This window comes from Desulfovibrio diazotrophicus, from assembly GCF_902498985.2.
GTDB classification, from domain to species: domain Bacteria; phylum Desulfobacterota; class Desulfovibrionia; order Desulfovibrionales; family Desulfovibrionaceae; genus Desulfovibrio; species Desulfovibrio legallii.
Genome location: NZ_OX346397.1, coordinates 496528 through 510692, shown reverse-complemented (window position 1 = coordinate 510692; position 14165 = coordinate 496528). Strand labels below are relative to the sequence as shown.

Here is a 14165-nt window from a genome sequence, read left to right as displayed (position 1 = left end):
ACCCATACGGCTTTGCCGCAGGCCCGGCACATGCGGCCCGACAGAATCACCGCGCCCCGCGCCGCGGCAACCGCCTATCCGGCACAACCCGAGGCTTGCCATGGACGTTGTACGTTATATCCACGCGGCGGACCTGCATCTGGACACGCCCTTTCTCGGCCTTGCCCGCGAAACGGCCCAGGGCGAACATCTGGCCCGCCTTCTGCGCGAGGCCACCTTCACCGCCCTGGAGCGACTGTTTCGCCTCTGTGAAACGGAAAAACCCCACTTCCTCGTCCTGGCCGGCGACATCTATAATGAAGAGAACCACAGCGTCAAAGCCCAACTGGCCCTGCGCGACGGCTGCCGCCGTCTGGAAGCCGTGGGCGTGCGCGTGTTTCTGGCGCACGGCAACCATGACCCCCTCAACTCGCAGCTCACAACGCTTACCTGGCCGGACAACGTCACCGTGTTCGGGCCGGAGGTGGAAAGCCGCACGGTGGAGCAGGACGGCCGCCCACTGGCGGTGGTCCACGGCATAAGCCACGCCCGTCTGCGCGAAAACCGCAATCTGGCCCGTCTCTTCCGCCGGGATGCAGAAAAGGGCTGCTTTCAGCTGGGGGTACTCCACTGCACACTCGAAGGACAGGCCAAGGCGGACCGCTACGCGCCCTGCTCCCTGGAAGACCTCAAGGCCGCCGGGCTGGACGCCTGGGCCCTCGGCCATGTGCACGAAGGTCAGATCCTGTCCCAGACTCCCTTTGTAGCTTACAGCGGCAGTGCCCAGGGTCTGCACATCAACGAACCCGGCCCGCGCGGCTGCCTGCGGGTAAGCGCCCGCCCCACGCCGGAGGGCGGATACGTTTGCCAGGCCGAACCGGTACGCCTGGGGCCCGTGCAGTGGGCCCTTGTAGAGGCTGACCTGGACGGCGTAGAGCAGCTGGATGTGGTCGAAACGCGCCTTGCCGCCGCCCTGGAAGCGGCGGCCGAAGCCACGCCCCCCGGTTGCGAAGCCCTTATTGCCCGGCTGCGGCTGTGCGGCCGCACAGGGTTGGATACGCTGTTGCGCGACCCAACCCATCAGACCGACCTCATTGAACGCCTGGAAGCCCTGCAAACAGCCACCCCCGGCGTCTGGATCAAGGATATGCAGGCGTCCACCAGCCCTCTGCTGGATATGGAAGCCGCCCTGGCCCGCGAAGATCTGCTGGGAGAGGTGCTGCGGCTGGCCCAGAATCTGGAGGACCAACCGGAAGCTCTCGCCGCCCTGGCGGATACGGCCCTGGCCCCCCTGTACGGGCATGGCCAACTGCGCAAACTGCTCTCCCCGGTGGATGCCGCCAACCGGCGCGCCCTGCTGGAAGAAGCCCGACGCCTGTGCACCGACCTGCTGGAGGCGCGCTGATGTATATACAGTCCTTTCACATAGATGGATTCGGCATTTTTGCCGACATCGGCGTGGAAAAACTCTCTCCCGGCCTGAATATCTTTCTGGGCGAGAACGAGGCCGGCAAATCCACCTGCCTGGAATTCCTACGCACAACCCTCACGGGCTACCCCTCACCCCACAGCAATGAAGGCAAGGCCCTGCCCGGCCCTCTGCGGGGCGGCAGGGCCGGCGGCAGCCTTACTCTCAATGCCCGGGGAACCGGCCTGCTGCGTCTCACAAGGCGCCCCGGCGCGGGCGGCCTGACCCTGCTGGACAACGCGGGCCATCCGCTGGAGGCCGATGTTCTGCAGCGCCTGCTGGCCGGCGTGGATCGGGAGGTCTACCGCAAGGTCTTCGGCTTCAGCCTTACGGAACTGGAAGATCTCAAAAGCCTCACGGGCGAAGGCGTGCGCAACGCCCTCTACGGCGCCAGCTTTGGCCCCGGCCTGCGCTCGCCGGCCGAGGCGCTGAAAGCTCTTGAAACCCGGCAAGCAGCCCTGTTCAAACCCGGCGGCAGCGTGCCACAGCTCAACAAAGCCCTGCGCCAGCTCACAGACCTGCGCAAAAAAATGGCTGAACTGGAGCAAGAAAGTGCGGGCTACGACGCCCTGGCCGCAGAACTGGCCGCCAGCCGGGAACATCTGCGCCAGACCCGCCACCGCCGCACGGCTCTGGAAGCGGAACGCCGCCAGCTGGAGCGTCGCCGCAACGTCTGGCTGCAGTGGAACGAATGGCGCATGGCCGGCACGCAGCTGGAGCGCCTGGAGCCGGAAGGCGCGGCCTTTCCCGAAGACGGCCGGGCCCGACTGGCCCGCGCCCAGGAGGCAGGGGAAAGCTGCCGCCGCCAACTAGCTGCGGAAGAAGAAAAATTGCGTCTGCTGCGAGAACGGCGGGACGCCGTGACGCTGGACCCGCCCCTGCTGGCCGCCCTGCCCGCCCTACGCCGCCTGACGGAGCGCAAAAGCGGCTTCCGCCAGGCCGAAGGCGCGCTGGCCGCCCAGGAAACCGCCTGCCGACGGGCGGAAGAAAATCTTCAACGCGAGCTCGCCCGGCTGGGCCCGGATTGGACCTGCGAACGTATCCGCGCCACGGACCGCTCCCTGTTCGCCCGTGAAGATCTGGAAAAACAGGCCAGGGAAATGGACGCCGCCATGTCCGCCCACCAGGCCGCCGTAGGCACCCTGCACCAGTGCAATCAGGAAACGGCCGCAGCGGAACGCGAGGCCGCCACGGCAGCGCAGGCGCTGGAATTGCTGCCCACCCCGACGGCGGTCGTGGACGACCAGACCCGCGACGATCTGCGCCAGGCGCTTGCCCGCCATGAAGAGGCCTCCCGCCAGCGCCCGGGGCGTCTGGCTGCGGTACAGGAAGCCCGCACAACCTTTGCCCGCGCCTATGCCCCGTTACGGCTTGGCGGCGCGACTGCGGATGAAAAGGACGAGCAGGAAGCCGGGCGCATTCTGGACAACCTGCTGGCCCGTCAGGACGAGGCTCTGCAACTGGCCGCGGCAGTCCAGACGCAGCTGGCCCAGGCCGAAACCGCCGCCCAGGACGTGCGCCGGAGCGAAGACGATGTTGCGGACGTCAGAAACCGCATGGAGCGGCTGCGTGAAGAACAACGCGCCCTCAACGGTCCGGCCCGCGAGGTGCTGGAGAGCCAGACCACAGCCCTGCGCCAGTTGCGCGCTCTTTCCTCCACGCTCGCCACAGAGCATGAACGCCTGGCCGAGCTGGAAGGTCGCCTTATCAGCGAAACGCCCGCCCGCGGCATCAAAAACCTGCCCCTGCTGCTTCTGGGCGCCGCGTTGTTCCTGGCTGGAGCCGGCACGCTCCTGGCCGCCTGGCGGCTGGGCGTCACCAGCCTGCCTCTGACCCAAGGGCTTGAGATGCCGGTCAATCTCTGGTCAGGGTATCTGATCCTGTTCTGCGGCGTGGGCTTTCTGGCGGCGGGCCTGCCCCACGATGGGCCGGAACGCCGCCGCCGCAAGAACGAATTCGCCCACCTGCAGAGCCGCCGCGACGCCTGCGCCGCCCATGTGGCCGAGCTGAAGGAACAGGCCCGGCAACTCTGCGCCACGGCGGACGTGCCCGACCTGGATATGGTCACCCTGGAAGCCACGGAAGTGCGGCTGGAACGGGAAAGGGAACTCTGCTTCCGAGAAGAGCGCGCCCGCAAGGATATGGAAACGCTCCGGCAGGCCCTGGACCAGGCCCGCGCGGAACTGGCCCACCTGCAGACCGTCCATGCGGCGGCCGAGGCGCAGGTGCAGCAGGTGCGCCGCCGCTGGCACGAGTTTTTACTGGCCCTGCATGTGGGCGCCGTGCCCGCCCCTGAAGGCGCAGCCGCCTTTTTCGCCAAGGTGGAGGCGGCCCGCCTGGCTCTTGGCGGGGTGGCCGCCGCCCGAACAGAACTGGAAGCGCTGGAAGCGGATATGTGCGCACAGGAAACACGCTTGCGCACCGTGCCCGCCGTGGCGGATCTTTTGCCGGAGCCGGCGGACGCGGCAGCCCTGACCCGCGCCGTACGCCAGGTGCTGGACGCCTGCCGCGATGCTGAAGCCGCGCGGGAGCAGCGCATCAAGGCCGAAGCCGCCTTGCACAATGCCCAGAGCGAATGTCGGCGCGCCACAGACCGCCAAAACCGGGCCGCCGCCGCGCAGCAGCAGGCTGAAGAACGCCTGGCCGCCGCCCGGCAAACCTGGACCGCCAGCCTGGAGGGACTGGGGCTGGGCGCGGACCTCAATCCGGAAACCGTGCGCCAGGCTTTTGCCTCCATGGACACCTGCCTGGCCGCCGCTGCCGAACTGGAGCGCGCCCAAACGGTCCTGGCCCAGAGCCGGGCAGAACTGTCCGCCCTGCGCGAACCGCTGGAAAGTCTGCTTCATGAACTGCAGCGCCAACCGGAACGCGACGCCGACGGCACGCCCCGTTGGCTGGAAAGTCTGGACGCCGCCCTGACCGCAGCGGAAAACGCCGCCGCAGCGCAGGCCCAGCACGACGTTCTGGAACGCCGCGCCGTGGAGCAGGCGGATAGCGTAGCTGCGGCCACAGCCGCCCTGGAAGCCGCCGACCTGGCCCGGCAGAGCCTGCTGGCCCTGGCAGGCGCACAGGATGCGGAACACTTTTTGCGCCTGGCGGCCCTGCATGAAGAACGCACGGCCCTGCGCCAGCGTCGGCAATACCTGGAAGACGCCCTGAGCCAGGCTGCCGACGGCGCGCCGCTGGAAGATTTTCTGGCCGGCTTCGAGGCGGCAGATCAGGAGAGTCAGGAACGGCGCTGCGCCGCCATTGACGAAGAACTGCCCGCGCTGGTGGAGCGGGAGGATGCTTTGGTCAAAAAGACAGGGGAACTGGCGAACCGCGCGGAAGCTCTCTCCCGTGCGGACGCGCTCTCCCGCTTGCGGCAGCAGGAGGCCTCTCTGCTGGAAAGCATGGAGCGCCTGGCCGCAGGTTGGAGTCGCGCCGCCCTGGCCCGAGCCTTGCTGGAATCGGCCAAACGCGCCTTTGAACAGGAGCGCCAGCCCGAAGTCATCCGCCTGGCCTCCCAGATCTTCTGCCGTATCACGGGCCGCCGCTGGCGGGGCATCAGCGCATCACTGGAGGACGCCAGCCTGCGCATCCTGCCTGCCGAAGGAGAAGCCGCCGGGCCGGAAACCCTCAGTCGCGGCGCACGGGAGCAGGCCTACCTGGCCTTGCGCCTGGCCTACATTAAAAACCATGCGGTCCATGCCACGCCCCTGCCTGTGATCATGGACGAAGTGCTGGTCAACTTCGACCCCCAGCGCGCCGAACGCACAGCCAGAGCCTTTGTAGACCTCACGGGCGGCGACCCCGAAGCGGCCCACCAACTGCTCTACTTCACCTGCCAGCCGCACACCGTGGACCTGCTGCGCAAGGCCGACCCCGGCGCGGCGCTCTTGCTGGTGGAAGACGGCCGCATCCGCCCGGCCTGATCTGTCTGCAGACTCTTCGGCGTCCGCAGGCGTAAAAAAACGTTGCCCCCACGCGGTTGCAACGTTTTTTTACGCCTGCGGCGCGGTTGACGCGCGCCTTCCGACCATACTCCGCCGTGTACAAGACAAAGGCGCACGGCAGGGCGTCGCATTACTCCAGACCGCACAACTGCGCGTAAAGCTCGTCGGGCAGGGTAATGCCGCCGGCGGCCAAGGCGGCCTCCCGCCGTTGGATACGCCTGTCGCCAGGCAGGCGCGCGCCAGGCTGCTCCGTAATGGCCCGCAGCAAGCTCTCCAGCCGGTCCGCAAAATCCGCACCCGCCAGGCTGCCGGGGTCTATGGCTATAAAGCTCTGGCCCAGACGCGGCGCGGGCCCTTCGGGCGTAAACAGGGAAGAAGCCTCCATGGCCAGGGCTGCACCGGGCAACAGCCCGGCCAGAATTTCCACCATCAGGGCCAGGGCGTAGCCCTTGGGCCCGCCGAAGGGCAGCAAAGCACCGGCAAAGGCTTTAGCTGCGTCCCGCGTGGGTTTTCCTTCGGCGTCCACTGCCGCGCCTTCAGGGATGAGCTCACCTTTTTTGGCGGCCTGCAAGACCTTGCCCCTGGCCAGCAACCCCATGGAAAGATCAATGACCAGCGGCCGCGCGGCCTTGCGCGGGCAGGCCAGGGCCAGAGGGTTGGTGCCGAAAACTCCTTTGCAGCCGCCGTAGGGCGCCAGAGAGGCCGGGCTGTTGGCGAAACCAAGGGCCAGCAGCCCTTGGGCCGCCAGGTCGGCCACGGGAAAGCCCAGCACACCGGCGTGGTGCGAATTGCATACACCCATCAGGGCTATGCCCTGTTCGCGCGCAGCGGCGGCAAGCTCCGGCAGGCCCTCGGCAAAAGCTCTGAAGGCGAAGCCGCAACGGGCGTCCACCCGCACCACGCCGGGCTTGGGACGGGTTACGGCGGGCTCGGCATGGCCGTCCACCTTGCCCGTATCTGTCTGGCCCACGTAATAGGGAATACGTGAAAAACCGTGGGAGGGAATGCCCTCCATTTCTGCCCGCAGCAGGGATTCTACCGTGGGAGCGGCATTTTTTTCACTGACCTTGTGCCGGGTAAGAAGGCGTACGCCCAGTCGGCGGGCGTCGCCCAAAGAGATGTCTGGCATGGCTGCGTTCCGTTGGTTGCTGTTCGTATGCTTTTATCAAAGGCCCCGCGGAGCGGCGTGCGCCCCGACCTGTAACAGCGCAAATACCTTGCGCTTACGCCTTCGTACCCCTTCAGATTGGCAAATCCACGCCTGGAGGTCGAGTAAAAAATCACCGACCTCCGCCGTCTTGCGCATTTGCCCGCCGCCACCTATAGTTTTCATAGCACCAGACGAGGAAACCATGCCCCCTATTGTCGTCATCGCTCCTGAAAGCGCCAGCTACCAAATAACCCAAAGGGTTGCCGTTGAACTGGGCCTGCAGGACAAAATCCGTCTGCACCTCACTGGCCTCAGCCGTTCGCTGCACGTAGCCCGTCAAGCTGAAGAGCAAGGGGCGCAGGTTATTGTGGTGCGCGGCTGGTCCGCCAATCAGATCATTGAAGCGGGCATTAAGGTTCCTGTGGTGTTTTTGCCCATCAGCATGCGCGACCTGGTCTATGTCCTGAACCAGGCGGCGGCCAAATCGCCCAAGAAGCATCCACGCCTGGGCTTTGTAGCTTACCCGCAGCTGCACAAGGAGCTGGCCGCCATCAGCACCCTGCTGCGCCCGGATCTGCGCATCTACCCCAGCGGCGGCCAACCCGAAGAGATGCGTGCGGCCATCGCCCAGGCTGCCGAAGACGGCGTGGACGTGGTCATAGGCGGCGAAACCTCTGTCAATATTGCCGAAAGCCTGGGCCTGTGCAGCCAGCTGCTGATCTGCGGCGAGACCTCCGTCCGTCAGGCCCTGCTGGAGGCCCAGCGTATTGTCTACGCCCGTGAGCTGGAGCAGGCCCAAAGCCTCAAATTCAAAACGGTCATTGACCATTCCCACGACGGCATCGTTTCTTTGGACGCCGCGGGGCGTGTGCTTCTGGTCAACCCCGTGGCCCGGCGCATGCTCCGTCTCAAAAACGACATCACCCATTATGCCTTCAAAAGTATCCTGGACCTGCCCCACCTGGATCGTTGCCTGCTGCTCGGGGCCAGCGTGGAAGACGAAATGGTGGCGGTGGAAGGCCGCAAACTGCTGTTCTCGGCCATTCCCATTCATGTGGCTGGCTTCGTGCACGGCGCTGTCATCACCTTTCAGGAACCCCGTGCCATTGCCGCCAAAGAGAGCAAAATCCGCCATGAAGACGCCGCCATGACGGCCCAGCACACCTTTGGGGATATTCTGGGCGCATCGCCAGACATCCTGGCGGCCATAGCCAGGGCGCGCAGATTCGCCACAGCGCGACAGCCCGTGCTGATTCAAGGTGAAACGGGCACCGGCAAAGAACTTTTTGCCCAGTCCATCCACAACGCCAGCCCCCGCAGTCAGGAGGCCTTTGTGGCCGTCAACTGCGGCGCTCTGCCGCAGTCGCTTCTGGAATCGGAGCTCTTCGGCTATGCGGACGGCGCCTTTACCGGCGCCAGCCGCAAGGGCAAACCCGGCCTTTTTGAAATGGCGCACATGGGCACCCTGTTTCTGGACGAAATCGGCGAAATGGACCTCCGGGCCCAGCAACGCCTGTTGCGCGTACTGGAAACCCAATGTGTGCTGCGCATCAGCGGCACCCGCAACATTCGGGTAGACGTGCGGGTCATTGCCGCCACCAATGCCGACCTGTGGGAACGGGTCCGCAAGGGACGCTTCCGCGCAGACCTGTTCTACCGCCTTTCCGTACTGGTGCTTTCCCTGCCGCCTTTGCGCCAACGCCCCGGCGACATAGAGCTGCTGGCCCGCCACTTCTTCGATCAGGACAACGAAAGTCCGCCCCTGGATGAAAAGGCCCTGGCGGTGCTGCGCGCCCACCCCTGGGCCGGGAACGTGCGCGAATTGCGCTATTTTATCCAAAGGCTGCGCATAACCAGCCCGGCCCGGCTGGACGCACAGGCCCTCAAGGCCGAGCTTCTCCCTTCCTTCCATCCACAGGCCGCGCCCTGCCCGCAGCAAGCCCCTCCCCTCTCCGTCCCGGAAGAAACCGACGAGCGTACGCGCATCCGCGCAGCACTCGCCGCCTGCCACGGCCACCAGAGCAATGCAGCCAGGCTGCTGCACATCAGCCGCAGCACCTTGTTCCGCAAAATGCGCAAGCTGGGGCTTCGCTGAACCCTCTCTTTTCTGTGTCATTCATGACACAATTTGCATCATAATGTTGCATATTGTTGCACGATGCTATCATATATGTAGCATAGCATTAAGTTGATACCACAACCTTTCCACCATCCTGCCGAAAGCCTTACTTTATTTAAAAATATTTGCCGCTTGGCACAAAGATTGCTCATCTCCTCCCAAGGAACCGAGGCGCGCAAAACATAAAGCTCGCCCGCTTGGCTTCTGAACCAGCCGCATTTGCGGCGCAACACCCAAATGGGGATTCCTGATGGTCTACATCAACCGCCAATGGTGCAAGGGCTGCGGCATCTGCGTGGCCTTCTGCCCCAAAAAGGCGCTCTCTCTGGATGACGCGGGCAAGGCCTGTCACAATCCGGAGCTGTGCGTGGAGTGTGGCATGTGCGAACAATACTGTCCCGATCTGGCCGTGACGGTGGAAAAGACCGCCAAGGCCGGTAAAGCCGGCAACGGCAAGGAGGCCGCATGAGCGAGGGTGAAATCCGTTTCGTGCAGGGCAACGAGGCCTGTGTGCGCGGCGCTCTGTACGCCGGGGTGCGTTTTTTTGCGGGCTATCCCATTACTCCGTCCACCGAGGTGGCCGAACATCTGGCGGAGCAGCTGCCCCGTGTGGGCGGCAAATTTGTGCAGATGGAAGACGAAATTGCCTCCATGTGCGCGGTCTGCGGCGCTTCTCTGGCCGGTTCCAAGGCCATGACCGCCACCAGCGGGCCGGGCTTTTCCCTCAAGCAGGAGGCCATCGGCTATGCGGTCATGGCCGAGATTCCCTGCGTGGTGGTCAATGTGCAGCGCGGCGGCCCTTCCACGGGCCTGCCCACCAAGGTGGCCCAAGGCGACGTGAACCAGGCCCGCTGGGGCACCCACGGCGACCACGCCATCATCGTGCTCACGGCTTCCACCATTCAGGACGTTTTCAGCATCACGGTAGAGGCCTTCAACCTGGCCGAAACCTACCGCACGCCGGTCATTCTGCTCTTTGACGAGGTGGTGGGCCACATGCGTGAAAAGCTCTTTGTGCCGCCGGCGGGCGAGTTGCCCGTGGTGGAGCGCCTGCACACGGACGTGGCCGCCGGGGTCAACTACCACCCCTACCTGCCGCGCGAAGACGGCCGCCTGCCCATGTCAGACTTCGGCGGCGTGCACCGCTACAACGTTACCGGCCTGTTCCACGATATCTGGGGCTTCCCCACAGAAAACCCCGAACAGGTCAGCAAACTGCTCTACCATCTGGTGGACAAGATTGAAAACCGCGCCCACCTGCTGGCCCGCTGGAAAGAATTTTACCTGGAGGACGCGGAGCACATCATCATTTCCTACGGCTCTTCAGCGCGCAGCGCCCGGCATCTGGTGGAAACCCGCCGCTCCAAGGGCGACCGCATCGGCCTGCTGGAGCTGCAGACCATCTGGCCCTTCCCGGCCCAGCTGGTGCGGGAAAAGACCGCCAAGGCCCGCAACATTTTTGTAGTGGAGATGAACATGGGGCAGATCACCACCCAGGTAAAACAGGTGGTACAGCGGCCGGACCGCGTGTTCCTGGTCAACCGCATGGACGGCATCATGGTCACGCCCACAGACATAGGCAAAGTCATGCGGGTTATCGAAGGAAGGGGGTTCTGAGATGAGCGTGCAGAATATCCGAGAGCGGTTCTTCCCCCACATCTGGTGTCCGGGCTGCGGTCACGGCACCATTCTCAACAACCTGCTGCACACGGTGCAGGAGCTGAACATCGACCCCTCCAACATGTGCATGGTTTCGGGCATTGGCTGTTCAGCGCGCATTTCGGGCTATGTGGACTTTCACAGCATGCACACCATGCACGGCCGGGCCCTAGCCTGCGCCACGGGCATCAAGATGACCAGGCCCGAACTCAACGTGGTGGTGCCCATGGGCGACGGCGACGCCATGGCCATTGGCGGCAACCACTTTATCCACGCCTGTCGCCGCAATATCGACATGGTGGCCATTATTATGAACAACCGCATCTACGGCATGACCGGCGGGCAGTATTCGCCCCTTTCCGGTGAGGGCATCCTGGCCACCACCGCGCCCTACCACAGTATTGACCACGCCTTTGACACGGTGAAGCTGGCCGCAGGCGCGGGGGCCTCCTTTGTGGCCCGCACCACCACCTTCCACGTCAAAGAGATTGTCAGCCTGCTTAAAAAAGCCTTTGCGCACAAGGGCTTTTCCGTGGTGGAAATCCTCACCCAGTGCCCCACCTACTTCGGGCGCAAAAACAAAATGGGCGGGGCCGTGCAGATGCTGGAATGGTACCGAGACAATACCGCGCCCCTGGGCTCCAAAAAACTGGAGGAGAACCCGCACCTCATCCCCCGCGGCGTGTTTGTGGACGAAGAACGCCCCGAATACTGCGAGGAATACGCCAAAATCATCGCCAAGGCCCACAAGGAGTAGCCCCATGGAAAGATACCGTTTTCTTCTCTCCGGCTCCGGGGGCCAGGGCATCATCACCATGGCCATTCTGCTGGCTGAAGCCGCAGCCCTCTACGAAGGTCTGGTGGCTGTGCAGTCCCAGTCCTACGGGCCGGAAGCCCGCGGCGGGGCCACCCGCTCGGACGTGATCATCGCGGACAGCGAAATCTTCTTCCCCAAGGTCAATCAGCCCAACGTGCTGGTGGCCCTCACGGACGAATCCGCCACCAAATACCTGCCGCTCATCCGCCCCGGCGGCATGTGCCTTTATGACAGCGATCTGGTCCATCCCTCGGCCCGCATTGACGCCCGCCGCGTGGGTCTGCCCCTGTTCCACGCCGTGAAGGAAACCTTCAACGGCAAAACCCAGGCTTTCAACATCTGCGTACTGGGGGCCCTGGCGGCCCTGACCAAGGCCGTGCGTCTGGAATCCCTGGAAAAAGCCCTGGCCGACCGCTTTGCCCCGGCCTTCCACGAAAGCAACAAAAAAGCCCTGCACCTGGGTGCGGACATGGCCCGCGAGGCCGCGCCTTCGGCCTAGAGCAGTTTACGAATGAAATGAGTTAATTGCTCTGCAAGGATTTTCTTGAAAATCCTTGCCACGAAATGCAAGAAGGCAGGCTTTTGCCTGCCGTAAGCGAGCATTTCAAGTGTTAAATACTCTAGCGGCACAGGCGCAAAGGGGTACAAGGGCACGCCCCCTGAAACCCCTTCCCGATGTTTTCCCCCTCCCCCGGCCAGGGGATGCCCTGGGCGTTCCCTGAATGAAGAAAACGTTTTGGGGGTGGGAACGCGGGGGGAGGAGGCCTTTTTCAACAGGGCCCCCCCCTTCCGCAAGAAAGGACGTCCCCAACACCAACACATAAAAGGTTTCTCCATGAATATTCACGAATACCAGGCAAAGGGCCTGCTGGCCCAGTTTGGCGTGCCCGTGCCCACGGGAGCGCTGGCGGCCACGCCGACCGAAGCCCGCGCGGCCGCCGGCGCCCTGCCCGGCCCGGTCTGGGTGGTCAAGGCGCAGATCCACGCCGGCGGCCGTGGCAAGGGCGGCGGCGTGCAGGTCTGCAAAAGTCTGGACGCGGTGGAGGCCGCTGCCCGACACATTCTGGGCATGCAGCTGGTGACGCACCAGACCGGCCCAGAAGGCAAAAAGGTCCATAAGGTCTGGGTAGAACAGGGCACGGACATTGCCCGTGAGCTGTACCTGGCCGTAGTGCTGGACCGGGGCGCACAGCGCCTGACGGTCATGGCCTCGCCCGACGGCGGCATGGACATTGAAGAGGTGGCCGCGCGCACGCCAGAGCGCATCTTTACCGCCAGACTGGACGGCGGCCACCATATCTGGCCCTTCCAGGCGCGGCAACTGCTCTTTGGCTGCGGGCTCACGCCGGAGCAGGTCAACCAGGGCGCGGCCCTGGTGCAGAACCTGGTGCGCCTGGCCGTAGAAAAAGACGCTGTGCTGGTGGAAATCAATCCGCTGGCCGTGACCGCAGCCGGAAACGTGGTGGCCCTGGACGCCAAGATGGACTTTGACGAAAGCGCCCTCAAACGCCATCCGGACGTGGCCGCCCTGGACGACCCCGAGGAGAGCGACCCCCTGGAGCGCAAGGCGCGGGAACTGGGCGTAAACTACGTGCGCCTGTCCGGCTATGTGGGCACCATGGTCAACGGCGCCGGCCTGGCCATGGCCACCATGGACGCCATCAAGCAGGCCGGAGCTGAGCCCGCCAATTTTCTGGATGCGGGCGGCGGGGCCAACGAACAGATGGTGGCCGCAGGCTTTGAGGTCATGCTTTCCGACCCGCACGTGCGGGGCATACTTATCAATATTTTCGGTGGCATCCTGCGCTGCGACATTGTGGCTCAGGGCGTGGTCAACGCGGCCCGCAAGGTGGACCTGCACCTGCCGTTGGTGGTGCGCCTGGAAGGCACCAACGTGGAGGAAGGCCGCCGCATCCTCAGGGAAAGCGGCTTAAACTTTGCAACGGCGGCCTCCATGAGCGAGGCGGCGCACAAAATTGCGGCCCTCACCGCCGGAAGCGATACGGCCCAAACCGCCGGAGGTACGGCATGAGCATTCTGGTCGACAAAAATACCCGCGTACTGGTGCAGGGCCTTACGGGACGCGAGGGCCGCTTCCATACAGAGCAGATGCAGGCCTACGGCACCACGGTGGTGGCGGGCTGCACGCCGGGCAAGGGCGGGCAAACCGTCCTGGGCGTGCCCGTGTTCAACACCGTGGCCAAGGCCGTGCGGGAAACAGGCGCGGACGTAAGCGTGGTTTTCGTGCCCGCAAGCGTGGCGGCGGACGCCGTGTGCGAAGCGGCGGACGCGGGCGTGCGCCTGGTTATCTGCATTACGGAGCACATCCCCGTGCTGGACATGGTACGGGTCAAGGCCCGGCTCAAGGACACGGGCACGCAGCTGGTGGGCCCCAACTGCCCCGGCGTCATCACGCCCGGCCAGTGCAAAATCGGCATCCAGCCCGGCTATATCCACAAACCCGGCTCTGTGGGCGTCATCAGCCGTTCCGGCACCCTGACCTATGAGGCCGTGCACCAGCTCACGGCCCAGGGCCTGGGGCAAAGCACCTGCGTGGGCATTGGCGGTGACCCGGTGCCGGGCCTGTACTTTACGGACCTGCTCAAAATGTTTCGGGATGACCCGGAAACCGAAGCCGTCTGCCTGATCGGCGAAATCGGCGGCGACGGAGAAGAAAAAGCCGCCGCCTACATCCGCAAAAGCGCCTATCCCAAGCCCGTGTTCGGCTTTATTGCCGGGCTTACGGCCCCCAAGGGCAAGCGCATGGGCCATGCCGGGGCCATCATCAGCGGCGGTAAAGGCCGCGGCGAAGACAAAATCGCCGCCCTTTCGTCCGCCGGCGTCACCATCATCCACGAACTGGGCCTCCTGGGCGAAACCGTGGCCAAAAAATTACGGGCATAAGGACGCAGGACAATCATACATACCTCATACCCTCCTGACCGCGTGCGGGGGGAAATCATGCCACCCCCCGCACGCCCCGCAGCCGCCCATGGCCGCACTGCCGGAAAGGCAAAGGAAAGGATTCTCCCGACCTC

At 64.6% G+C, this 14165-nt stretch carries 10 protein-coding genes; 9 read left to right on the top strand and 1 reads right to left on the bottom strand.

Features of this window, described 5'->3' with window-relative positions; translation table 11 throughout:
• The first annotated feature begins 100 nt into the window (after positions 1–100).
• Positions 101–1384, top strand: a complete 1284-nt coding sequence (locus J7I12_RS02165) for a metallophosphoesterase family protein (RefSeq protein ID WP_208360684.1) — start codon at positions 101–103, stop codon at positions 1382–1384.
• Positions 1384–5361: an AAA family ATPase gene (locus J7I12_RS02160; RefSeq protein WP_208360686.1), complete on the top strand. Its 3978-nt coding sequence runs from the start codon at positions 1384–1386 to the stop codon at positions 5359–5361. Before J7I12_RS02165 ends, J7I12_RS02160 begins: the two co-directional genes overlap by 1 nt.
• 151 nt (positions 5362–5512) lie before the next feature.
• Here J7I12_RS02160 and J7I12_RS02155 read toward each other — a convergent pair whose 3' ends face one another.
• Complete coding sequence (locus J7I12_RS02155; protein WP_130957975.1) at positions 5513–6511, bottom strand: Ldh family oxidoreductase; 999 nt, start codon at positions 6509–6511, stop codon at positions 5513–5515.
• Between the two features lie 223 nt (positions 6512–6734).
• Between J7I12_RS02155 and J7I12_RS02150 the strand changes: the two genes are divergently transcribed.
• From J7I12_RS02150 to sucD, 7 genes are all read left to right on the top strand, one after another.
• Complete coding sequence (locus J7I12_RS02150; RefSeq protein ID WP_208360688.1) at positions 6735–8627, top strand: sigma 54-interacting transcriptional regulator; 1893 nt, start codon at positions 6735–6737, stop codon at positions 8625–8627.
• Positions 8628–8901: 274 nt separating this feature from the next.
• On the top strand, positions 8902–9120 hold the full coding sequence (locus J7I12_RS02145; protein ID WP_207287333.1) for a ferredoxin family protein: 219 nt from the start codon (positions 8902–8904) through the stop codon (positions 9118–9120).
• A complete protein-coding gene (locus J7I12_RS02140) occupies positions 9117–10268 on the top strand; it encodes a 2-oxoacid:acceptor oxidoreductase subunit alpha (RefSeq protein ID WP_208360690.1) in 1152 nt (383 codons plus the stop codon). The genes J7I12_RS02145 and J7I12_RS02140 overlap by 4 nt, the downstream gene beginning before the upstream one ends.
• Position 10269: 1 nt before the next feature.
• Positions 10270–11067 (top strand): 2-oxoacid:ferredoxin oxidoreductase subunit beta, encoded by a 798-nt coding sequence (locus J7I12_RS02135; RefSeq protein WP_118228779.1) that lies wholly within the window; start codon positions 10270–10272, stop codon positions 11065–11067.
• Between the two features lie 4 nt (positions 11068–11071).
• Entirely contained in the window at positions 11072–11626 is a 555-nt protein-coding gene (locus J7I12_RS02130) for a 2-oxoacid:acceptor oxidoreductase family protein (RefSeq protein WP_118228778.1), read from the top strand.
• A 336-nt stretch (positions 11627–11962) separates the two neighbouring features.
• Positions 11963–13159: an ADP-forming succinate--CoA ligase subunit beta gene (gene sucC, locus J7I12_RS02125; protein ID WP_302413025.1), complete on the top strand. Its 1197-nt coding sequence runs from the start codon at positions 11963–11965 to the stop codon at positions 13157–13159.
• Entirely contained in the window at positions 13156–14031 is an 876-nt protein-coding gene (gene sucD, locus J7I12_RS02120) for a succinate--CoA ligase subunit alpha (protein WP_302549115.1), read from the top strand. Before sucC ends, sucD begins: the two co-directional genes overlap by 4 nt.
• The last annotated feature ends 134 nt before the right edge of the window (positions 14032–14165 follow it).